Genomic DNA, 22234 nt, shown 5'->3' with positions numbered 1-22234 from the left:
CCAAAACTATACGCGGGCCGTGGTCCGAGTTTGCGCGAAGCCTAGTCGTCGCGGCGGGACTCGGGGAGGAACCGCGGTACGACCTTGCCGGTTGGGTTGCGGGGGAGGGAATCGACGAAGTTGACGTCGCGGGGGATGGAGTGGTGGGCGAGTTTGTCGCGGACCCAGTCACGGATGGCGTCGGCGGTGAGGTTGCGGCCGGTTTCGTCGTCGGAGCGGACGACCCAGACGGCGACGCGTTTGAAGGTGTCTTCGTCGTCGACACCGCCGGAGTAGATATCGGCGATGCCGGGCATGGGTTCGAGGGTTTCGGTGACGGACTGGGGGTGGACGTTCTCGCCGCCGATGATGATCATGTCGTCGTTGCGGCCAAGGACATGCAGGCGGCCCTTTTCATCGAAGTAGCCACGGTCGCCCATCTCAATGAGCCCATCGATCATGACCAGGGGTGTTTCCGGGTTGGAGTAGCCCTTCAAGGCGGTCTCGTTGTTGAGGAAGATGCGGCCGGTTTGGCCTTGGGGGACTTCGTTGCCGTCGTCGTCGTAAAGCTTGATGGTGCTTCCGGGGACGACGTGGCCGGCGGCGGTGGGGTGCTGCGCAACGTCGTCGGCGGTGGCGACGGCGGCGAGGGAAAGTTCGGTTGAGCCGTAGATATTCGCCAGGATCGGGCCGAAGCGTTCGTGGACGCGCGCAACAACATCGGGGGTCAGCGAGTTGCCGGATGATGCGATCCACTTGAGGGTGGAGGTGTCCCACTGCTCGTTATCCGGCAGGTCAAGCATTTGCTTGTAGAAGATCGGAGACGAGATCAGGCCGTCGACGCGGAAGTCTTGGATCTGCTGCATCGCGGTTGCCGGATCGAATTCGCGCTGGGTGACAATCGTGGAGCGCGAGCCCAGTCCGACGAGCAGCGTTGCCCAGCCCCATGTGTGGAACATCGAGGCGGATTGCAGCACTGTCTGGTTTGCGTACCACGGCACGGCGGACAGTAGGCCGGTGAGCACGTACGGGATTTTCGGTTCGGTGCGCAAGATGCCCTTGGGTACGCCGGTCGTGCCGGATGACATCAGCACGATGTCGCCTTGGGTGGGAATCAGCGGCAGTTTCGGCAGGTCAGCATCAGAAACAAGCAGCTTATCGACGCTTGCCTCACCCGTTCCCCCATGCCCCCACACCACGGCGACCTTGTCCATTGCCGGGTGATCGGCCGGGATGCGGTCGGTGAATTCAGTGTCAATGAACAGCACATTGATATCGTTTTCCTCAATGCAGCCGACGAGCTGTTCCGGGGAGGAACCGATATTGAGCAAGAAGCCCGCGCCACCGGCGTAGCTCTTCGCGGCGAAAGGAATGACGAAGTGGCGGCCATTGCGCGCCATGATTCCAATGCGCAGTTCCTTCAGACCAGCCTCACGCTTGTGCTTGAGCAGCCACTGAGCCATTTTGCGAGAAGCGTCGCGGAGTTGTTGGTAGGTGAGGACACCGCAGTCGTCGATAAGCGCGTTGCGTTCCGGGCAGCAACGTGCACCTTGCTCGACCTCGCGTGCGGCGGTAATTCCCCAGCGTGGCAGGTCACCGAAACCGCGGATGAACACACCGGGGCCGCCTTCGAAGCTGACGATGCGACGACGCACGATCAGCGATGCGAGCTCCAAGAAAGCGCCAACGCGTTGGATGGGAGAGTAGCTGATTTGGTTTGCCATGCCAAAGCTCCTTGAGAAATTTAGATTAGTAGACGAAAATATCGGGAAGATATAAGCCTGTGTAGTTAGCCGTACGATAGCAATATCGTTTCGAGGGGGATATTTCGTTATTCGTGCAGGTTAAAAGTTTCACCTGGGTTAACAATGTGAAAATTGTGACTGGTGGGGTAGTTGTTGATGTAACATTCGGCGTAATGTAACCGACGACACAACTATGAAGCACCGTAAAACTTACCCTCCATTGCGGACACGCTTCAGAAGTACGTGAAAACATCCACCACGGAACCCAAGAAAGTTGAGAGATGATGTTCAACCGAACCCGCCGCCGCGTGACCGGCCTCGTCGTCGCAGCCTTAATGGGAGCCGGTGTCATCGCCGGACCAGCTACCCCAAGCGCTGAAGCGCAAAACGGCAACATGGTCATCTTTGGCGACTCTGTCACCGCGGATGCTCATTCCATCGAATACCTCGGCGCCCGCGTTGGCCTACACCCCAACGGCAAATCCGATCCAGCACGCTGGTGCCCGACCAGCGGCAATAACTTTGGCAAGCAAGCCGCACGCCGCCTCGGCCTCCAGCCGCGTGACTACTCGTGCCCGGGTGCCGTCAGCATTTCCCGCGGTCCGAATATCTCCGCTCAAATCAACCGCGCAGTACGCGAACGCGGCGGCCTAGACCGCGGCACCAAACGAGTCATCTTGCAGACAGGCTTCAACGACACGTACAACCACCGTGGCGAAGACCCCAAGAAGGTGCGCCGCGACTACGTGAACTACATGCGCCCACAGGTAGAGAAGATCCGTCGCGCTGCGCCGAATGCGCGCATCCAGATTGTCGGCTACCCGACCATCACGGGCGGCGACCGCGTCTGCCTCTTCCACATTGGTCCGAATATGTACGACGCGACCCCGATGCCGGAAGTCGCTTACTGGGAGAACCTCGCGCAGTGGATGAACGTCGACCTTGCGCGTGCAACCGGCACCCAGTTCGTTGACCTGAAGCCAGGTACCGCGAAGCACGGCATGTGCGCGCGAGATGAAGACCGCGAATTCGCTGGTCTCATCGACTTCTACGCAGGTCCAGGCAACGCGCCGATCCACGTAACGCAACGCGGTCACAACCGCATTGCAGGCATCGTCGCAGCGTCCTAGAGCAGGTTTCCCTCGGCTCGGGAATGACAAATACCGAGCAATAGACAGTAACAGGCGTTATCGCCCGCGAAAGGGCGCAGAGGTAGAGGTCACGGACATCGTGCGCACCGGCCACGGCGACAACACCACCATTGGCTCCGAAGCACCGCACTTCTAAGAGTGGATTCGGCGCGGGTACTAGGGCTGGGGTGGCGCTGGCGGCGTCGATAAGCGCGCTAGTTTGAGATGGTCTTCTGTAGCTCGCCGTTGATGACCTTGCGGAAATCATCGATCGGCAGTGCACCACCAATGAACTCGTTGTTCACGATGAACCCAGGGGTGCCGGTGATACCGAGCCCCTGGGCATAATCGAGCGACTCCTCGAGGGCCTTGTCGTACTTATCGCTCTGCGCATCCTCGCGGAATTTATCCATGTCCGGCACGCCCGCCTCCTCGGCGAACCGCACGAAGTCCTCAAGACCGAAGCCCGGGTGGCCCTCCGCGTTACGGGCCTCCGCGAAATAAGCATCCTTGTACTCTTTGAACTTGCCCTGCTCCGCGGCAGCGCGACCAGCACGTGCCGCATTGTGAGCAGCCTCGCCATTGATCGGCATGTCATTCCACTCAATGCGCACGTAACCCGGCTCGACATATTCCTTGATCAAGTCCGGCTCCGTTTCCACTGCATGGCGGATACAGAACGGACAATCCCAGTCAGTGAATTCCGCGATCACGACAGGAGCGTCGACAGCACCGATCGCGAACGGATCATTCGCGTCACGACGCGCCGAATTAGAAATCTCCTCCCGCGACGTGATCTCCGAACCAGGGCCGTGAATCATGGCGGCCTCCTCCGAAGCCTTCGCCTCAGTGAAATCCGTGCCCGGGGTGGCATCCTTTGGGATCTCCGTCACCGGTGCGGAATCTTCCTCGCCCGGAAGCTCGCCCGCAGCCAACGCATCCACCGCACGCTCGTAACCATGGTTCTCACCAATGATGTAGCCACCCACACCCGTGCCCAACGCCAGCACAGCAGTGAAAGCCCACATTAAAGGCGGGATCTTTGCACCGCTGCGGTTGTGGTCGTTGTTCTTATTGGCCTCAGTCGACGTCGCGCTCATGGGGGACAAGTCTAGCGCGCTGGGGTTTTAGGAATTCTCCTGGGCTGGGGTGCTTGGCGCATCTGGTGCTGGCCGGACCGCATTCTGCAACGCCACTGCGCGGGCGAGTCGGGCGTAGCGCAATTCCTGCTCGCGGAAACGCACCCACGTGGAGATGGTGGTGAAGAAGAACGCGATGATCAGCGTGTACAGCATCAAGTCGGTGCCGCGGGCAACGCCGAGCCAGTTGGCCAGGACGGTGACGTCGTCAGGCCGCAGAATCGCCCACACGGCAGCCAGCACAAACAGGACAAATCCGAGCTTTACCCACGCTTTGGCATTGGCCTTCTTGCGGTTGGTGAAGAAGTACAGCACGAGCGCGAATGCGGCGAGCAGGAGCAGGATCTGGATCATGGGAGCCTCCGTGCGACGAGTCCGTCGGCAAGAATATTCACGCCGTTGACCAGTGACTGGCCCTTGGACATGGAGTAATCCGTGTAGAGGATATCCACGGGTTCTTCCGCCACACGCCAGTTTTGCTTGTCCATCATGGCGACGATTTCCGAAGCATGAGACATGCCGTTCATCCGGATATTCATCTCGTTGGCGACAAGGGAGTTGAAGGCGCGGAGGCCGTTGTGGGCGTCGGTAAGCCCGAGCTTGCGGTTACGCGGTGAAAGGAACACGACAGTTTTCAGCACGACACGCTTAAGCCACGGGACGTTGTCGGTGGCAGCCCCGTCGGCGAAGCGTGTGCCTACGACGATGTCTACCGGTTCCGTGCGCAGACGCTCCACCATGCGAACGACGTCTTTGACCTGGTGCTGCCCGTCGGCGTCGAAGGTGACAAAGTATTTCGCCCCTGGCTGCGCCCGCGCATATTCCACGCCAGTCTGGATCGCCGCGCCTTGGCCGAGGTTGACTGGGTGGTTGACCAGGTGCGCACCAGCGGCGTGAATTTCAGCTGCGGAATTATCGGCGGAGCCGTCATTGACCGCGATAATATTGGGGAAAGTTTGCAGTGCGTGACGCAGAACATCCCCGATGACGGGGCCTTCGTTGTAGCAGGGTACGACGAGCCACGTGTCGTCGAAGGCGCGCTGCGAAGTCATGAACGAGACTTTAGTCCCCGCGGTGAAAAAGACTGGCGTATACGCGCCGCATCGCACCCAAGGGAAGTGCGCGGTAGAGGTTGCGCACGGCGTAATTCATTACGGCTCGTGGGCGTGAGACCAGCTCGTATCGTACGAGCGCGCGTTGCATTTCGCGTTCTGCGCGTCGTGTTTCGGGGGTGGTGCGGCGCTTCATTTGGGCATCGTTGACCCGGAAGTAGGTCAGCGGTTCCGGTAGGTTGTGCAGCTTCTTCCCGTCGGCGATGAGGCGTGCCCAGAGGTCGTAGTCCTCCATGTTGTGCATGGGCTGGTACCCGCCGACTTCACGCACGTCAGCGGTGCGCATGAGCACCGACGGGTGGTTCAACGGTGAGTTGATCTTCGCGTAGCGCGCGAGCGCATCGTGGGTTTCGGGTAGGCGTCGCACGCCGCCGAGGGTGTCGCCGTCGAATTCCTGCATGGCCGTGCCCACTACGGCGATCTCGGGGTGCGCGGCCATGAACGCGAGTTGCTTTTCCAGTCGCTGCGGGAAGGCCGCATCATCGGAGTCGAGGCGCGCGACAAATTCGGTGTCTACCGCCGCCAAGCCCTCGCGCAACGCGATGCCGAGCCCTCGGTTTTCGGGCAAAGTCAGGGTGTCCACAGTTTCAAGCAGCTTATCGACGTCCCCTTCCACCGGCCCATCCTTCACCACCAGCACCCGCTCCGGCGGGCGTGTTTGGGCGCTGATGCTGTCCAAGGCGTACTTGAGCTCAGCGGCCGTGGTGTTGCGGTAGACCGACATGAGAACTGTCACCGCGCCGGGTTGTAGGTGGGTGGTCATGCGCGCTCCCGGGCTGCGTCGAGAAGGTACTGGCCGTAGCCGGATTTCAGCATTGGTTCGGCAAGTTTCTCGAGTGCAGCTGCATCGATAAAGCCCTGGCGGAATGCTGCGACCTCAGGTGAACCGATGATGGTGCCGGTGCGCTTCTGGATCACCTCGACATATGAGCTGGCCTCGCTCATCGAGTCGATGGTGCCGGTGTCCAACCACACGTCCCCGCGGTGGAGGCGGTGTACCTTGAGGTCACCGCGCTGCAGATAGGCGTCGTTGACGCTGGTGATTTCTAGTTCCCCGCGCTCAGACGGGGTGATGGTCTTAGCGATCTCCACCACGTCGTTGTCATAGAAATATAGCCCCACCACCGCGAAATTCGACCGCGGGTCCGCTGGTTTTTCCTCGATGGCGGTGGCGGTGCCGAATTCATCGAAGCTGACCACGCCGTAACGCTCTGGGTCGGAGACCTCATAAGCGAAAATAGCGCCGCCGGTTGGGTCGTAGGCTTCGCCCATCAGGCGGGAGAGTTCAGCGCCTTCGAAGATATTGTCGCCAAGCACGAGCGCCACGGAATCATCGCCGATGAAATCCTCACCGATGATGAAAGCCTGGGCGAGTCCGTCGGGGGAGGGCTGGACGGCGTAATCGATCATGAGGCCCCAAGCGGAGCCGTCGCCAAGCAGGCGCTTGAATGCGTCCTGATCCTCGGGCGTTGTGATGATCAAAATTTCCCGAATCCCCGCACTGATCAGCGTGGACAGCGGGTAGTAAATCATCGGCTTGTCATAAACCGGCATCAGCTGCTTCGAGATGCCCTTTGTAATCGGGTACAGCCGCGTGCCCGACCCGCCGGCGAGAATGATGCCTTTCATGGTTGGGATTCTAGCTACCCCACATACAAGGCGAGTGCCACGCGCCAGTTCGTCGGCGTGAAGCCGGTCGCCTCGATCTTGTCCAACGTCAGCGTCGACTCCGCAGGCCGTGGCGCTTCAGGGCCGAATTCGGCCTGGTAGTCCGCAGAGCTCACCGGGTGTACATCAGCGGGGTCGCCGCCAGCTGCGACGAAAACAGCCATGGCGATCTCATCGCGCGTCGCCGCATCGCCTCTAGAGGTGATGTTGTAAATCCCATATTCCGCACCGACATCGAGCAGGTGCACGATTCCCTTCGCCAGGTCCTCAGCCCACGTCGGACGTCCGCGCTGATCGTTGACCACTTTCGGCGACACACCTTCGCGCGCGAGCCGCTCCATCGTGGCCATGAAATTGCCACCATCGCCGAACACCCAGCTCGTGCGCACAACATAGTGCTTCACCGCTGCTGCAGCTGCCGCTTCTCCCGCGCTTTTCGACGCCCCATACACCCCCAACGGACTCGGCACCTCCCCCTCAGTGTGCTCTGCCACCGTCCCATCAAAGACGTAATCGGTGGAGACATTCACAAGCGTCAGGTCGAACCGGTTAGCCACCTGCGCCAGCTTCGCAGGGCCGAGCGCGTTGACCTCCCACGCAGCGGTCCTACCTTCCGCTGTTTCAGCCCCGTTGACGTCGTTGAATGCCGCCGCATTGATGATTGCCGAATACTGCGACCAGTCCCGGCCTTCCAACATCTTCTCCACCGGCCACGTCAGGTCGAAATCGGAGTGCCCGCAGAATTCCGCACCTGGCAAGATCCCCTGCAAAGCACAGCCCAACTGACCATTCGCCCCGAGGACGAGGGGGCGACGGGGAGGGACGGGGGAGGCGTCGATAAGCGGTGGGTGCTGCTCGTCTTTTGCGGAAACTTCCGTGGGCTCGAGCGGCCAGTCGATCTCCTTGTACGAGCAGAACGCGTACTGCGCGTCCGGCGACCAGCGCGCATTGCACAGATATATATAGGTCGTGGCGTCCTCGAGCGCCTGGAAACCATTCGCCACCCCACGCGGCACGAACACCGCCGTATCGGGGCCGATCTCGCAACCGAATTTCTCGCCATACGTCGGCGAACCTTCGCGCATGTCCACCCACGCGCCGTACACCCGACCCGTGGCGACCGAAACGTACTTATCCCACGGCTCCGCATGCATCCCCCGCGTCGCACCGCGCGACGCATTGAAGCTCACGTTGTTCTGCTCCACGCGCAGCGGCGGCGTGCCAGCCCAATTCTCCTTGAACCACCCGCGGTTATCCCCATGAACCGTGAGCTGATGGACAGTGAGCCCTTCGATGCGCGTAGCCGTCATGCCCGCCACCTTACTGGCCGCGCGCGGCGTAGCCCTGCTCAACAGCATCCTTCGCGTCGCGCCACCACGCCTCGTTGTCGCGGTACCACGCGATCGTCTGCTCCACGCCTTCGCGCATCGAGCGTGTCTGCGGCCGCCAGCCGAGCTCACGTGCGAGTTTCGACGCGTCCATCGCGTACCGCTGATCGTGCCCCGGGCGGTCCGCGACATGCTTATACTCGCCGCCCATCAACTCGCAGATCAGCTCAATGATCTCCTTATTCGAATGCTCACCGTCGGCGCCGATGTTGTACGTCTCGCCTTTTCGGCCACGCTCCAGGATTGCCAGCACCGCGTCATTGTGGTCATCCACATGAATCCAGTCGCGCACCTGCTCACCCGTGCCGTACAACTTTGCCGGACGGCCCGTCAACAGGTTCGTGATCTGCCGCGGAATGAACTTCTCCACATGCTGATACGGACCGAAATTATTCGAGCAATTCGAAATCGTCGCATCAATTCCAAACGAGCGCACCCACGCGCGCACCAAATGATCCGACCCAGCCTTCGTCGCAGAATACGGCGACGACGGGTGATACGGAGTCTCCTCCGTGAACCGCGTTGCCTCGTCGAGGGCGAGGTCGCCGAAGACCTCGTCCGTAGAGATGTGGTGGAACCGATTGCCGTGACTACGCACCGCCTCCAACAACGTGAACGTGCCCACCAGATTCGTCTGCACGAAAGGCGAGGGGTCCCGCAACGAATTGTCGTTATGCGACTCCGCCGCGAAGTGCACCACCGTGTCCGCATCCGCGCACAGCTTATCGACGAGCACCTGATCCTCGATTCTCCCCCTGACCAGCTCAACCCTGCCTTCGTCGAGGCCAGCCAGATTCTCCGCGTTACCCGCGTACGTCAACGCGTCCAGCACCACGATCTTCGTCTCCGGCTGGCGGCGAGCCACCATCCGCACGAAATTCGCGCCGATGAAACCAGCGCCGCCGGTCACGAGCATCGTCTGCTGCTGGTGGCTTGTCGGCGAGGTTTGCGTTGTCGGGTCTGTCGCGTGTGCTGCGTGTCCTGCGTGTCCTGCGTGGGTCATGGGGGTCATGCTAGCCCGTGCGGCGTGCTTCGCTGTGCAGCTCCGGCGACCTGCGGGGACGCAAACCAGTAAGGTGGACCGCCGCGCCGACGAGCGGGCCGACAGTGAGCGCGAGAATCACCGTTGCCGTCACGTCCGTGCCGAGTGCCTCCGGCAGCGCGAAAAGCAGCCCGAAAGCAGCGACCGCGCCAGTGACCCAGCCGGCGACGTACCACGCGTGCTTTTCCAAGGCCAGCACCGCCGTACCCGTGATGATCAGTGCGCCCATGATCGCGGAAGCGAAAGTCAGCAGGCCAAGTGGCACACCCGGGACGAAGAGCTCCGGCGGGAAAAACGCCCGTAGGATCCACGGTCCGATAAGCCACGCTGCGACGAAGCCGAGCGCACCGACACTCAAGATCGCGCCGATGGGTACAGCGAGCGAAGAATAGATACGTTCACGCTGCTCCACGAAACGCACCACCAGTGCCGATTGGAAACGTTGCAACGGCACCAGCACCGGAGCGCGGGTAAGCAACACCGCCTGATTGATCGCGGCGACGGCTGCGCCACCACTGATCTCGGGTTTAGCTGCGAAAACGAAGGTGGTCATCGCCGGAAAACCAGTGATCAGAAGAGCTGATGCGCCCGTCGCGACGACTGCCGACATCACGCGATGCACAAATATCGCGCGGTCGACGTCGAGGGTGGCGCGGATCTGTTCCCGTGATTGAGAAGACGCCCCGAGAATGACCAGCCACGACGCAGCACCGATGACGGTAATGGCCAAGAAAGCAGGCAGCCCCCAGCCTGCCCACCAGGCGATTCCTGCGAGAACGAGACGGATTCCAGAATCCAGTGCGACGAGGCTGGCGTACTGGTTCCACAGTCGCGCACCACTCAAGATGCCAGAGAGAATTGCCTGGAAAACATAGCTGGCCAGGCCGAAAATGAGCAGCCCGGTAGCCAGCTGTGGGTTCGGCGGTATGAAGTGGCTCATGGTGAGCACGCCGACAGCCAAGGTCCCCGCTGCCACTACGGCTGCGGCGATCCCGCCGAGGCGCCACGGATTCGCGGTTCCGCGCGCACCTGATTCGCGCGAGCTGGCCACCGCGCGGGTGGTTTCTTGGGTGATGCCGTCAATGAACCCGGCGGATGCGAAGAATAAGCTCCAGTACGCCTGGAACAGTGGCATCTGGGTGGCAGCATCGAGCGTCCACGACGCGACCCACAGCACCACGAAGCCGGAGAGTGCTGCGAATAGAGTCGCGAAAGACAGGGATTTCATCGATGCGTAACTCTACCCGCCGCTGCAAGAAGGGAAGAGCTACAAGAGTCTCGAGAGCTACAAGATGGTTCAGGCCTCGAAGAGGTCCTGGCCCCAATACTCGCCGTCGGCAGTGCCGTGGGGGATGGCGAAGACGGCGGAGCCGATGTGGGTGATCCATTCGTTGAGGCGGTCGACGTCGTCAAGCCGTTTTTGAATGGGGTCGAATTGGCGCAGCGGGTTCTTTTGGAAGCAGATGAACATCTGTCCCGAGTTGGACGTTCCGCGTGTGTCGGGGCCGGGCGGCATGTCGTAGTTGTATGGCCGGCGGAAGATGCGTTCGGCGGGGTCCTTCGACTTCGCGCGCGCGAGGTGCGATTTCGGATCGATGACGGGCAGGCCGTATTCGTCGCGTGCCTCCAGGTCGGGTTCGTCGAATTCTTCGGAGCCAGTGAGAGGGGCACCGTTGTCAAGGCGTCTACCAGCGACGACTTCGCGGGAGGGGCGGTCGAGGATATCCCATTCGTCGAGAAGCATTGCTACTCGACGCACCACCATCGCCGCACCTCCCTGCAACCATGCGGGGCCCTCGTCGATCCAGACAACGTCGTCGAATTCTTCGACGCTCGGGTTGCCCGTGCCGTCGAGCTGGCCGAAAAGGTTGCGCGGCGTTTCACCCGGTTCGATCGAGCCGCGTGCGTGCAGGAAGCCGTCCTGGACCCACGCGACGTCGGTGTACGTGCGTGCGCCTTTGACCATGAAGCGTGCGGCGTGCGCGACCGTGAAGCGGTCGTCCGCGCAGATCTGCAGGCAGATATCGCCGCCGGACCATTCTTCGCGGAGCTCGTCGCGACTATATTTCGGCAGGTCATCGAGCCATTCAGGGGCTTGCCCGTCGAGGCCGAGTTTGTCCAGCAAGCTGCGACCGAAACCCACTGTGATCGTGAGATTTGCGGTCGAGCGCAGATTTTCCGGCTCGAGATCAGCGAGTCCCGCACGGCCACTGCACATGCGGCGCGCATCGTCGGTCCACAACCGCATGAGACGGATGACATCGTCCGTCGACTCTCGATCACCCTTGAGATTGAACGCGATCAGCTTGCAAAACGACTGCTCCGGCGTCGCGATTCCCGCCTGATGCGGCCCATCAAACGCCACCGTCGCATTATGGTCCGAGGTTCCTTGGCCGGGCCACGCATCAGCAGGCTTATCGACGCCCCCCTCTTCCCCCGCACACGCACTCGCCCCCGCCGCCACCGCGGTAGCAGCCCCGGCCACCCCGACGCCACGCAGGAACTGGCGGCGAGAAGAGCCAGTTGGGGCTTCGATGTCGGTTGACTCTGAGACGCTGTTATTCACGGTTTCGCTTTCTGTGCTCGTTAGTCGTTATTCGTTACTCGTCGCTGGCGGGGGTGTCGGCAGCTCTAGTGTGCAGCGTGATCGCTGTGTTCGGCCTCTTCGCCCTGCTCGCCGTGGTCTGCGTGCTCGCCGTGGCCCGCGTGGTCGCCGTGGCCTGCGTGGTCGAGATCGCCGTAGTCCTCTTCGCCGGACGGCTGCTCGCGGACTGGGAATTCGGAGGTGATCTCCGTACCGTCGCTCAGTGACAGGGTGAACTTCAGGGTGTCGCCTGCTTCGATCGGGTCGGGGTAATTCATGATCATCAGGTGCTCGCCACCCGGCATGAGCTCCTGGGATCCGCCGGCGGGAATGGTGAAGCCACCTTCCTTCTGGCGCATCATGCCGTCGACAACCTCGTGGAGCTCAGCGGATGCGCCCTCAAGTTCTGGTGCGCTGAAGGACTCGACGGTGATGTCTTCGTTAGAGGTGTTCTTCAGGGTCCCGAAGCAAGCCGTCATGTCGGAGTCGGCGGCTTTGGCGCGGCAGTAGCCATCAGTCAGGGTGAGGGCAGACGAACTCTGCTCGGTGGCAGTTTCGGCAGCAGTTTCGCCGGTGGTTGCGGCGGTGGCTTCAGTGGTGTCGGCAGCCTTGGTGTCACCGTTGCCGTCGCTGGAGCAACCTGCCAAGACGAGGGTGGAGGCGAAGACGGTCGCTGCGAGAGCGCTGATCTTCTTGTGCATGGGGGTCCCTTTCGTGAAAAGTTGTGTTTCAGGGGTAGTCGGAAGTTGGTGTTGGATAGTTCCCGTCGGTTCCCCGTCAGTCTCCGATGTGAATGTCGAGCCAGCTGTAAATGAGTGCTTCAACTCGTGCGACCTGCTCATTGTCGGCGGCGCCTGCGTGTCCTCCGACGGTGTTCTCGAAGTAGTTGACGGGGTGGCCTGCCTTCGCGAGGGCAAGTGCGAAGGTACGTGCGTGGGCGGGGTGGACGCGGTCGTCGCGAGTTGAGGTGGTCACGAGTGCCGGCGGGTACGTCGCGTTGGATGCGGGCGCGATGTTGTGCAGCGGTGACCACGTCTCGATCGCCGCCCGTTCCTCCGGGTCGTCGGGGTCGCCGTACTCAGCCATCCAAGACGCGCCGGCGGAAAGGGTGTGGTAGCGCAGCATGTCGGTTAGTGGCACCTGGATGACAGCTGCCCCGAACAGTTCCGGGTACTGGACGAGCGCGCCGGACGTGAGAAGCCCACCGTTGGATCCGCCGCGAATACCCAGCTGGGCAGGGGTGGTGTAGCCGCGAGCCACGAGATCTTCGAGAACCGCGCGATGGTCTTCCCATACCTTGTGCCGGTTCGTTTTCACTGCCTGCGAGTGCCACTCAGGCCCGAATTCGCCACCTCCGCGCAGGTTGGGTTGGACGTAGAAATAGCCGCGCTCCAGCCAGGCGGCACCGCGGACCGCGGAATAGCTGGGAGTCAGCGAAACTTCGAAGCCGCCGTATCCGCCGACGAGAGTGGGGCGTGGGCCACCGCCAGGGGCGTCAGGAGTGGAGAGGCGGGAGAAATCGCCGGTGATGAAGTAGGGGATTTTCGTTCCGTCGGCAGAGGTAGCCCAGTGTTGGCGGGTTTGGAGGGTGGAGGCGTCGAAAAGCGACGGCGCACGTCGCGCGACCTCGCCGTTTCGCAGCAGCGTCGATGGTGTGGTGAAGGAAGAGCTGTTGATCCACACCTCATCGCCGTCGAGCGGGCTGGTGGAAACGACGTGAGCTGTCGCGGCGTCCGGCAGCTCGACCTCTGTGCGTTCCCATGTGCCCAGGTCGAATGAGCTGATTCGCGTCGCAACATCGTCGAGGGTGGTCACAAGAACGCTCGATGCGGTGAAAGAGATGTTCTCAACGGCGGTCCCGCTCACCAGGGTGTGCACGTCGCGGTCGCCGGCGAGGAAGCGGTCGAGCTCGATCACGCCCAGTTCGCCTGGGTTAAGGCCTGCGAATTCGGTGCGGGGGAGCAGGAAGAGCCACTGGCGGTGGGGGATGGGGGTGGTGTCGGTGGGGACGTCGATAAGCGTGTCGTCGATGAAGGTGCGTTGGTTGTAGAAGTCGAGCGCGCGGGTGAAGATGGTGCGTTCGTGCCCGGGGGTGGGGTCGTAGTGTGCGCCAACGGCGACGTCGTTGCGGTCGCCGCGGAATTGGACGGGGGCGTCGGCAAGCGTGGTGCCGCGTCGCCACAGGCGCACTTCGACGGGGTAGCCGGAGGTGGTCAGTGAGTCGCCGCCAAGGTCCGTGCCGACGAGTAGGGTGTCGCGGTCGACCCAGCTCGTGTCGGTTTTCGCTTCGGGGATTTCGAACCCGTCGAATTTGCGGGTGGCCAGGTCGAATTCGCGTACGACTACCGCGTCTGCGCCGCCGCGCGAGAGGCGGATGAGCGCACGGTCGCCCGCGAGAGGATGCACGGAGGCACCTTTGAACACCCAGTCTTCGCCCTCATCGGCAGCAAGCTTATCGACGTCCAACAGCACCTCCCACCCCTCATTTTCCAGATAGGCATCCGTGGTGGTGCGACGCCACAACCCCCGTGGGTGCTCCTGGTCGCGCCAGAAGTTGTACAGGTAATCGCCGCGCCGAGACACGTAAGGGATGCGGGAGTCGGTGTCGAGGAGGGAGCGGATGTGCGTCGATAAGCGAGCTGTGTCGCGGGAGGCTGCTGTGCGTTGCTCTGTCTCGTTCGACCAGGCCGCGGCCCATGTGAGCGCGGCGTCGCCGTCGATGTCGTCGAGTAAAGCTGGGTCGATAGAGAAATCGGGCATACCCGCCACCCTATCGCTGAGAGTGGGGCGAGTATGCCCGATCGTGGTGTGGAAGCGCTAGCTACATGTTGAATGCTGGCTTGATGGTCTTGTACCAGGAATTCTCCAGGTCCTTGCGCCACACCGGCCAGGAGTGTGTGCCGGTGTTGCGGAACTCGTAGTGCGCTGGAATGTTCAGCTTGGTCAGCTTCGCGCGAAGATCGTGGTTGCAGGAGTTGATCGCAGCCTCGATAACGCCACCTTCGACCTGCAGCGTGAGCGCCGCGCCGGATGCTGCCGCCTGGGAATAACCCTGGGAAGCGATGTAGCCGACCATGTCTTCCTTCGCGGCGAGACCGGTGGCGGTGGAGATGTACAGCTTCGTGCCGCGCAACTTGTTGGCGTTGACCAATGCGTCATTCGCACGGTTGTACGGGCTGCCCATCGGGCCCCACATCTGCTCCGGGGTGACCGTCTGGAAATTGGCGGCAGAGCCCGCACCACGGTTAACCGTCAGGCGAGCGAAATTGTACGGCGCCGGGGTCGAGGTAGCTGCGCAGCCGGAGAAGCTAGCTGCTGCGTCGTAGAAGCCCTGGACCTTTTCCGGCAGCACGAGCGCGGAGGTGCCCGACATGGAGAAACCGACGATTGCGCGACGGTTATCCGCGCCGAGGCGATTCTCGATCGGGCCCGGCAACTCCTTCGTCAGGAAGGTTTCCCACTTCTGCGGTCCACGGAAGTACTCCGCCTTCGGGGTGTGCAGCCAGTCCGTGTAGTAGGAGAACGCGCCCTCCATCGGGATGACGACGTTCACGCCTTTCTTCTCGTAGAACTTCTGAGTTTCGGCGTAGCTTAGCCAGTCAGAATTCTGCTCCGCGCCGCCTGCGCCGTTGAGAAGGTAAATCGTCGGGGCGTTCTTGACCAGCTGGCCCTGCGCATTGCGCGCCGGGATAACGGCTACCGGAATATCGCGGCCCATCGACGGGGAGCTCACCCAGAAAGCCCAGACCTTATTGTGGTCGACTTGCTTGACCCACTCAGCGGTCTTGCCTGTGATGACGGCAGTCGGCGCTGGGTGGGTGTTCCAATTCTTTACCGTTCCGACCGGTGCATTGCCGGCCGCCTGGCGAGCATTGACCGGGGCAGCGTCAGCAACTGCAGGTGCGACTGCAGACGCTGCGCCGAAAGTGAGAGCCGTGGCAGTGGCGACTGCAACGACGGAGCGGAAGAGCTTCATGTCAACATTCCTTCAAGCCGGGAAAGCTAAATATGGTTTTTCAACTAAGCAGCGAAGCCGCACAGTCGAAACAGTTCCAACAAGGTGGTTTCACTGCAGTCTTTCGTTGCGATCATGCGATGCGTTACCGCAATGCTTCACTGCCCGTAACTACATGGAGAAACCTTGGAACGGACTTGACTTTATCGGTGGCCTAGCTGCTGCACAACCGAAAAAACCATCTCAGTTGTTAATAGAGTTAAACATGTTACGATCCGGTGTGCGTTGCGGGACACACAAAGCGCGCGAGAATACGTGTGTTTTGATCCTGCTGAGGCGCGCGGAACGTCGGGCGGAAGCTGGTGGCGTAACGAGGGCGTCGATAAGCGCGAAAGATAGCGTGAACCGAAAATTACAGAAAAGGACTGATCCCTCATGGCAAATCCGCTTCACCCGATCGAGCAGGCACAGCTGGCATTCAACGAGTTCCTCGGTGGGATTCTGCACCAGCTTTCGTCAACTTCTTCGACGATCGCTCTCGGCCTGGGCATGTTCTAAGACCCCAGCCATCGCTTCATCACCGGACGCCGTTGTAGCGTCCGGTTTTTGTTTTGGGTGTGTTTGTGTTGGCGTCTTGTGTGGGCGGGTGAGTTTTTTGGGCAGCGTTGTGCTAGCTTCCGAAGAGTAGGTGCATGGCTCCGTACCGGTGGGTGGTATTCGGTACCGGTTTTCCGCGTGGTGATACCCAGATTGGGCTTCCGCGTCGTCTTCGTATGCGCCCGCGGTGTGTGCGCCATGGGTCATCATCATTGGTGCGGTTGTGATACCTACACACCGGCGCCAAATTGGCCATATTCGTCTCACCACCACGGCTCCAGGCAGTGATGTGGTGGATTTCGCAATGATCCGCAGCATGCCGGCACCCTGGCACCGGACACGTCGTGAGTGTTGCTCGGGCTAGGTCTCTTTGCTTGCTGTTGGCGAAGCGTTGGGTGCGGTACAGGTTCACCGCACCTTCCGCCGGGTGGAACAGTGCCACCTCAAGCTCAGCACCATGAAGCTGCGCAAGGTATTCCGCACCGGTCATCGTGGTGCCATCCGACAACCCAAGAATTGTTTCATCGCCGCGGCCACCGAGGATGGAAATATGATCTGCCAGCGGGACGACCACCAACGGCCGCGGCACCGCTAAGGCCACCCCACCACCAGAACGCAGCAGGCGGGCAAACGCCTCATACATCTGCGGACCCTCCGGCCGGGTGGCATCCAGGTTCTGGCGCAGGGCGTGTTCAAGGGCAGCGATATCACGCTCGGAACCGGTAGCTGTAAACGACCGCTTACCTTTACGCGATTTGGTAAACCGCACCGACGTTTTCGGGGCAGGCTTCTCCGGGACCTCCACGATGTCTTTCGCACGACGCTTCAACGTCGCGTAGTTCCCCTCCACCGACAACAGGGCCAAACGCGTCTTCCACGGATCCTTGGCCTTTTTGACCTGCTGCTCAATAAACACCAGCTGATCCAACGACTTCGACGTCGAACGCGCAATACGAAGAGCTTGGGCTTGCTTACGCGTCGCACGCGTCGCACCGAAATACACCGTGTGAAGCTCGGCCCATTTGTCTACCGCGACCGGATCGATGCCAGCATCGATGGCTTCCTGGCGGTCAAAATGCGCCAGGGCATCAAGCGGCCCACCAAGCGGGGCCAACATCGCGGTAAAAGGTGTCATGCCCCAAAACCTAAACCGACGAGGGCCCCAAGAAAAGCGCACAACAAAACCCCTGTGGATAACTCAAAACTATCCACAGGGGAGGTGCCTCATGGGTGTTTAGCTGCTGGAGTCGTCAGCGTTCCAAGTCGGGCTTGTCGTGCTGAATTCTTGGGCCTTGACAAAGTTGCCCTCGCCGAAGAATGCGGGGCCGAAGGTGGTGTTCCAGGACCGGTTACGGTCGGCGTACCAGACACCCCAGGAGTGGGTACCGGCCTTGCGGAACTCGTAGTGCGCCGGAATGTTGTTGGCCTTGAGCTTGGCGCGCAGGTCGTGGGTGCAGGAGTTCGTGGCTGCTTCGATGACGCCACCTTCGACGGTGGTGGTCATAGATCCACTGATGGCTTTGGCCCAGTCAATATTGTCAGTGTTGCGGTTCAACCCGATCATGTCGGACTGCGATCCGGTGCCGGAGCCGTTAGAGATGTAGATTTTGCTGCCACGGAGCTTCTCGGCGTTGACGAGTGCATCGTTGTAGCGGTTGTACGGGCTGCCCATCGGGCCCCAGATGTGGGCGGGAGTGATGGACGTGTAGGTGGGGGTATCGGCTGCACGGTTCACGGTCAGCGCTGCGAATGCCCACGGAAGTGGGGTGGAGGTGGCGGCGCAACCGGAGAAGGAAGCGACTGCGGCGTAACGCCCGGGGAAGTGCTCAGCGAGCAGGAGGGACGAGGTGGCGGACATGGAGAAGCCGAGCACGCCTCGCTTCTCCTCGTTCGCGTTGAGCTCGTTTTCGACGGCAGGCGGGAGCTCCTCGCCGAGGAAGGTCGTCCACATCTGCTTGCCCTTGAAGTAGCGGGACTTTGACTTGAGGGTCTCGCCGTCGGTGAGCCAGTCAACGTAGTAGGAGAATGCGCCTTCCATCGGGATGACAACGTTGACGCCCTTGCCGGCGTAGAACTCGTTGGCCCGGCCGGGGCTGACCCAGTCGGAGTCCTGCTCAGCGCCGCCAGCGCCGTTGAGGAGGTAGAGGGTCGGGGCATTATCGACGCGGTTGCCATCGGCGTCGGTGGCGCGGATCAGTGCAACGGGGATTTCGCGCTCCATCGACTTGGACTGGACGTACCAGCCTTCGACATTCTTCTGGCCGTACCAACCCTGAGCTTCTTTGGTGTTGCCGTAGACCTTGCGCGGTGCATCGGCCCGGCCGTTGATTCGGCGCATGTCAGCGATCTCGGTCGGCTCAGTGTTGTGCTCGGGCTCGGTTTGGGCAAGAGCTTCGATTTCGGGGTCGACATCGCCCTGCTGGAGCAAGCCGTTGACGGCGGAGTCGACATCGGAAGGTGCAGCTGCACCGTCGGCGGTGGCGCCAACCGGGGCAGGAGCCTCAGGCGCTTCAGCAACGTCAGCGGTCTCAGTGTTGGTGGCCTCGTCTGCAGGCTCTTCGGCCGGTGCGGGCTCTTCCGCCGGCGTGGGCGCTTCGGCGGGGGCGACGGCGACGTCGTCAAGCGGTGCCTTGTCTTCGGCGTTGACCACGTTGGCGGCAGATAGCGATCCGGCGGCGATCGCGATCGCAGCAGCGGAGGCGATGACGGGGCGGGAGAGCTTCATTGTGTGAAAGATCCTTGACTGAAATCTGAATTTTGGCTGCGTTCATCATGCCAAAACTGGCGGGAACTTTGAAGTGGAAGAGGCATCGCAGCGATTATTTGGAAGCGCACGTATCCTAGGTTTCGTGGCTAATGAACATTTTGACGTTGTTGTACTCGGCGCTGGCCCAGGTGGCTACGTCGCCGCAATTCGCGCTGCCCAGTTGGGTAAGAAGGTCGCGGTTGTAGAGAAGCAGTATTGGGGCGGAGTTTGCCTGAATGTGGGCTGCATTCCGTCGAAGTCGTTGATTAAGAACGCTGAAGTGGCGCACATTTTCAACCACGAGGCGAAGACGTTCGGCATCAAGGGCGATGTTTCATTCGAGTATGGGGACGCGCATAAGCGTTCGCGCAAGGTCTCGGAGAAGATCGTCGGTGGTGTCCACTACTTGATGAAGAAGAACAAGATCACGGAGATCAATGGTCTTGGTTCTTTCAAGGATGCGAAGACGCTCGAGATCACTGAGGGCGATGACAAGGGCAAAACTGTCACGTTCGATGACTGCATTATTGCGACCGGTTCTGTGGTGAAGACCCTGCCGGGCATTGAACTGTCGGAGAATGTGGTGTCCTTCGAGGAGCAGATCCTTAACCCGGAGGCCCCGAAGAAGATGGTCATCGTTGGTGCGGGCGCGATCGGTATGGAGTTCGCGTACGTGCTGTCTAATTACGGTGTGGACGTCACGGTCGTCGAGTTCATGGATCGTGTCCTGCCGAATGAGGACAAGGACGTGTCCAAGGAGATCGCCCGCGCGTACAAGAAGCTCGGCGTGAAGCTTTTGACGGGCCACGCGACGACGGCTGTGCGCGATAACGGCAGCTCTGTCGAGGTGGACATTCAGAAGAAGGGCTCCGATGATACGGAGACTCTGACGGTGGATCGCGTGATGGTTGCTGTTGGCTTCCAGCCGCGCACTGAGGGCTACGGTCTGGAGAACACGGGCGTGAAGCTCACGGACCGCGGTGCGATCGACGTCGACGAGCGTATGCGCACCAATGTCGATGGCATTTACGCGATTGGCGATGTCACCGCGAAGCTGCAGCTTGCGCACGTCGCTGAGGCACAGGGCATCGTCGCGGCTGAGACGATCGCGGATGCTGAGACGATGGAGCTCGGCGATTACCAGATGATGCCGCGTGCTACGTTCTGCAACCCGCAGGTCGCTTCGATGGGTTACACCGAGGAGCAGGCTCGCGAGAAGTTCGCGGATAAGGAGATCAAGGTCGCTACCTTCCCGTTCTCCGCGAATGGTAAGGCGCTGGGGCTTGCGGAGGCGCAGGGCTTTGGCAAGTTGGTCGTCGATGGGGAGTATGGCGAGATTCTCGGTGCGCACCTGGTCGGCCCGAATGTGTCTGAGCTGCTTCCGGAGATCAACTTGGCGCAGCGCTTCGACCTCACTGCTGGTGAGATTGCGCGCAACGTGCACATTCACCCGACGTTGTCGGAGGTGCTCAAGGAGATTGCGCACGGCGTCGAAGGTCACATGATCAACCTTTAAGACGCTTATCGACGTCAAAATGCCCCGAGCTTTTCGCTCGGGGCATTTTTCTGTGGCACGACGGCCGTGTGGCTGGTTTAGCTCTTCTGTGTCGGGTTATCAGTGCCGTCGACTGCGGCTGCCAGGGTGGCAAGGGACTGTTCCATCACGGAGTCGTCGAAGTTCTCGGACATCTTGCGCACTGCGTCGGATGCGATCTCGCTGCGGTCGTAGGTGAGGGTGACGCGGGTGGAATCGGTGCCTTCGGATTCGAGCTCGTAAAGCCACTTCGCACCGACCTCGACGTCAGCGGTGAGGTTCTTCAGGTTCTTCCAGCCGATGATCTTGTTGTCCTGGAAGGCGAAGACCTCGTTGCGGGTCTGGTAGTCACCGTCTTCCTTGGTCATGTTCATGACGAAGATGTCGCCAACTTTTTCCAGCTTTGCATCGGTGTCAGCGGAGACAACCATGCCGGAATCATCGGTCTCGGCGTGGCGGGATGGATCTGACAGGATTGCGAAGATGTCGTTGGCGGAAGCGTCAATTACTCGTGTTGCAGAATTCGTGTCAGTCATGGGGTCCACTGTAACGAAGACTCGGATTTCGCGAGCACAAGAAATTAAGGGTGAACTAACAAACCAAAGTTCGACACCCTTCGGGGTGGTGAATGTGCGCCAGAATGTCCGAGGCAGGTGTGGGTGCTCTATTTCACATTTTGGGGGTTGGGGTGGGCGTCGAAAAGCTGTGACTGATGTGAACTGGCGTGTTGCGGGTCGCGTGGGGGCTGGTGGTGTGAAATGCGGGCCCTGAGCGGGGGTGACGCACACGTTCAACTAGTGAGGAACCTTCGGTTAACCGTAAAGTTAAATCGACACTGGAGGTGCCATGACTGTTCAACATGCAGATCGTGACGCAATTCGTCACGGCAAAATCACTGAGGAGCCGCTTCGCGAACGGCCCGGAGTGCCGACCTGGGCGCTCAAACTCACTATGGCCGTGACCGGCCTGTTTTTCTTCTTGTTCGTCATCGGCCACATGGTCGGTAACCTCAAGATCTTCATGCCTGATCACGGCCCGACCGCCGCGATCGACGAGTATGGCGAGTTCCTGCGCGAGATGGGACAGCCGCTGTTCCCGGGCAGCTCGCTGCTGTGGATTATTCGTATTGTCCTGCTTGCTTGCCTCGTCCTGCACGTCTGGGGCGCGTTCGCGCTGAAGGCGCGTTCGAGTAAGTCTCGCGGCAAGTTCCGTCGCACCAACCTGATGGGTGGCCTGCAGTCCACTGCTGCTCGCTGGATGATCGCTACGGGCGTCATCCTGCTGCTGTTCATCATCTTCCACCTGCTGGACCTGACCATTGGTGAGGTCGTTGCCTCCGACGCCTTCGTCGCTGGCGCAGTGAAGGACAACCTGATCGCAACCTTCGCCCCGGAGCGCTGGCCTGTGACGTTGTTCTACGTCATCGCAATGGTCGCTCTGTTCATGCACCTCACCCACGGTGTGTACCTGGCGGTGTCTGACCTGGGCTGGCTGGGCAAGCGTGGCAGCGCGATCATGGTCGTGCTCGCGTACTGGATCCCGGCCATCGTCGTTATCGGCAACATCGTGATGCCTTTGGCCATCGCATTTGGAATGGTCTCTTAGGAACGGCTGG

20 protein-coding genes are annotated in these 22234 nt (G+C 60.9%); 4 read left to right on the top strand and 16 right to left on the bottom strand.

Features of this window, described 5'->3' with window-relative positions; translation table 11 throughout:
- Positions 1 to 41: 41 nt before the first annotated feature.
- Positions 42 to 1703, bottom strand: a complete 1662-nt coding sequence (locus tag Q0X21_RS03580) for an AMP-binding protein (protein WP_297850373.1) — start codon at positions 1701 to 1703, stop codon at positions 42 to 44.
- A gap of 302 nt (positions 1704 to 2005) precedes the next feature.
- On the opposite strand from Q0X21_RS03580, the gene Q0X21_RS03575 reads away from it, so the two are divergent.
- A complete protein-coding gene (locus tag Q0X21_RS03575) occupies positions 2006 to 2854 on the top strand; it encodes a GDSL-type esterase/lipase family protein (protein ID WP_297850372.1) in 849 nt (282 codons plus the stop codon).
- Between the two features lie 215 nt (positions 2855 to 3069).
- On the opposite strand, the gene Q0X21_RS03570 is transcribed toward Q0X21_RS03575, so the two are convergent.
- The 12 genes from Q0X21_RS03570 to Q0X21_RS03515 all read right to left on the bottom strand — a co-directional run bounded on the left by Q0X21_RS03570 (position 3070) and on the right by Q0X21_RS03515 (position 15763).
- Entirely contained in the window at positions 3070 to 3954 is an 885-nt protein-coding gene (locus Q0X21_RS03570; protein WP_297850371.1) for a thioredoxin domain-containing protein, read from the bottom strand.
- Between the two features lie 27 nt (positions 3955 to 3981).
- A complete protein-coding gene (locus tag Q0X21_RS03565; RefSeq protein ID WP_297850370.1) occupies positions 3982 to 4347 on the bottom strand; it encodes a DUF2304 domain-containing protein in 366 nt (121 codons plus the stop codon).
- On the bottom strand, positions 4344 to 5045 hold the full coding sequence (locus Q0X21_RS03560) for a glycosyltransferase family 2 protein (protein ID WP_297850368.1): 702 nt from the start codon (positions 5043 to 5045) through the stop codon (positions 4344 to 4346). Before Q0X21_RS03560 ends, Q0X21_RS03565 begins: the two co-directional genes overlap by 4 nt.
- A 10-nt stretch (positions 5046 to 5055) precedes the next feature.
- Positions 5056 to 5868, bottom strand: coding sequence for a glycosyltransferase (locus tag Q0X21_RS03555; RefSeq protein ID WP_297850367.1), 813 nt, complete (start codon positions 5866 to 5868; stop codon positions 5056 to 5058).
- A complete protein-coding gene (gene rfbA / locus Q0X21_RS03550; protein WP_297850366.1) occupies positions 5865 to 6734 on the bottom strand; it encodes a glucose-1-phosphate thymidylyltransferase RfbA in 870 nt (289 codons plus the stop codon). Before rfbA ends, Q0X21_RS03555 begins: the two co-directional genes overlap by 4 nt.
- Before the next feature lie 14 nt (positions 6735 to 6748).
- A complete protein-coding gene (locus Q0X21_RS03545) occupies positions 6749 to 8083 on the bottom strand; it encodes a sugar nucleotide-binding protein (protein ID WP_297850365.1) in 1335 nt (444 codons plus the stop codon).
- Between the two features lie 10 nt (positions 8084 to 8093).
- Entirely contained in the window at positions 8094 to 9077 is a 984-nt protein-coding gene (rfbB, locus tag Q0X21_RS03540) for a dTDP-glucose 4,6-dehydratase (RefSeq protein WP_297850401.1), read from the bottom strand.
- Between the two features lie 97 nt (positions 9078 to 9174).
- Positions 9175 to 10431, bottom strand: coding sequence for a hypothetical protein (locus Q0X21_RS03535; RefSeq protein ID WP_297850364.1), 1257 nt, complete (start codon positions 10429 to 10431; stop codon positions 9175 to 9177).
- Between the two features lie 69 nt (positions 10432 to 10500).
- Positions 10501 to 11769: a Dyp-type peroxidase gene (locus Q0X21_RS03530; protein WP_297850363.1), complete on the bottom strand. Its 1269-nt coding sequence runs from the start codon at positions 11767 to 11769 to the stop codon at positions 10501 to 10503.
- A 65-nt stretch (positions 11770 to 11834) separates the two neighbouring features.
- Positions 11835 to 12488 carry a copper chaperone PCu(A)C gene (locus tag Q0X21_RS03525; protein ID WP_297850362.1) on the bottom strand — a complete coding sequence of 218 codons (654 nt, stop codon included), beginning with the start codon at positions 12486 to 12488 and terminating at the stop codon, positions 11835 to 11837.
- Positions 12489 to 12564: 76 nt separating this feature from the next.
- A complete protein-coding gene (locus Q0X21_RS03520) occupies positions 12565 to 14547 on the bottom strand; it encodes a prolyl oligopeptidase family protein (RefSeq protein ID WP_297850361.1) in 1983 nt (660 codons plus the stop codon).
- A 61-nt stretch (positions 14548 to 14608) separates the two neighbouring features.
- A complete protein-coding gene (locus Q0X21_RS03515; protein WP_297850360.1) occupies positions 14609 to 15763 on the bottom strand; it encodes an alpha/beta hydrolase family protein in 1155 nt (384 codons plus the stop codon).
- Positions 15764 to 16177: 414 nt separating this feature from the next.
- On the opposite strand from Q0X21_RS03515, the gene Q0X21_RS03510 reads away from it, so the two are divergent.
- Complete coding sequence (locus Q0X21_RS03510; protein ID WP_297850359.1) at positions 16178 to 16300, top strand: hypothetical protein; 123 nt, start codon at positions 16178 to 16180, stop codon at positions 16298 to 16300.
- A 112-nt stretch (positions 16301 to 16412) separates the two neighbouring features.
- On the opposite strand, the gene Q0X21_RS03505 is transcribed toward Q0X21_RS03510, so the two are convergent.
- Together Q0X21_RS03505 and Q0X21_RS03500 are read right to left on the bottom strand one after the other, a co-directional pair.
- Positions 16413 to 17474, bottom strand: coding sequence for an HNH endonuclease signature motif containing protein (locus tag Q0X21_RS03505; protein WP_297850358.1), 1062 nt, complete (start codon positions 17472 to 17474; stop codon positions 16413 to 16415).
- Between the two features lie 99 nt (positions 17475 to 17573).
- Positions 17574 to 19064 carry an alpha/beta hydrolase family protein gene (locus Q0X21_RS03500; RefSeq protein ID WP_297850357.1) on the bottom strand — a complete coding sequence of 497 codons (1491 nt, stop codon included), beginning with the start codon at positions 19062 to 19064 and terminating at the stop codon, positions 17574 to 17576.
- Positions 19065 to 19188: 124 nt separating this feature from the next.
- Here Q0X21_RS03500 and lpdA point away from each other — a divergent pair, with 124 nt between their 5' ends.
- Positions 19189 to 20601, top strand: coding sequence for a dihydrolipoyl dehydrogenase (gene lpdA / locus Q0X21_RS03495; RefSeq protein ID WP_297850356.1), 1413 nt, complete (start codon positions 19189 to 19191; stop codon positions 20599 to 20601).
- Positions 20602 to 20678: 77 nt separating this feature from the next.
- Here lpdA and Q0X21_RS03490 read toward each other — a convergent pair whose 3' ends face one another.
- Positions 20679 to 21155 carry an SRPBCC domain-containing protein gene (locus tag Q0X21_RS03490; protein WP_297850355.1) on the bottom strand — a complete coding sequence of 159 codons (477 nt, stop codon included), beginning with the start codon at positions 21153 to 21155 and terminating at the stop codon, positions 20679 to 20681.
- A 310-nt stretch (positions 21156 to 21465) separates the two neighbouring features.
- Between Q0X21_RS03490 and Q0X21_RS03485 the strand changes: the two genes are divergently transcribed.
- Complete coding sequence (locus Q0X21_RS03485; protein ID WP_297850353.1) at positions 21466 to 22224, top strand: succinate dehydrogenase cytochrome b subunit; 759 nt, start codon at positions 21466 to 21468, stop codon at positions 22222 to 22224.
- Positions 22225 to 22234: the final 10 nt, after the last annotated feature.

Source organism: uncultured Corynebacterium sp., assembly GCF_947253065.1.
Lineage (GTDB): Bacteria > Actinomycetota > Actinomycetes > Mycobacteriales > Mycobacteriaceae > Corynebacterium.
Note: the sequence above shows the minus strand (reverse complement) of the source record. Positions and strands in the feature narration are given on the sequence as shown.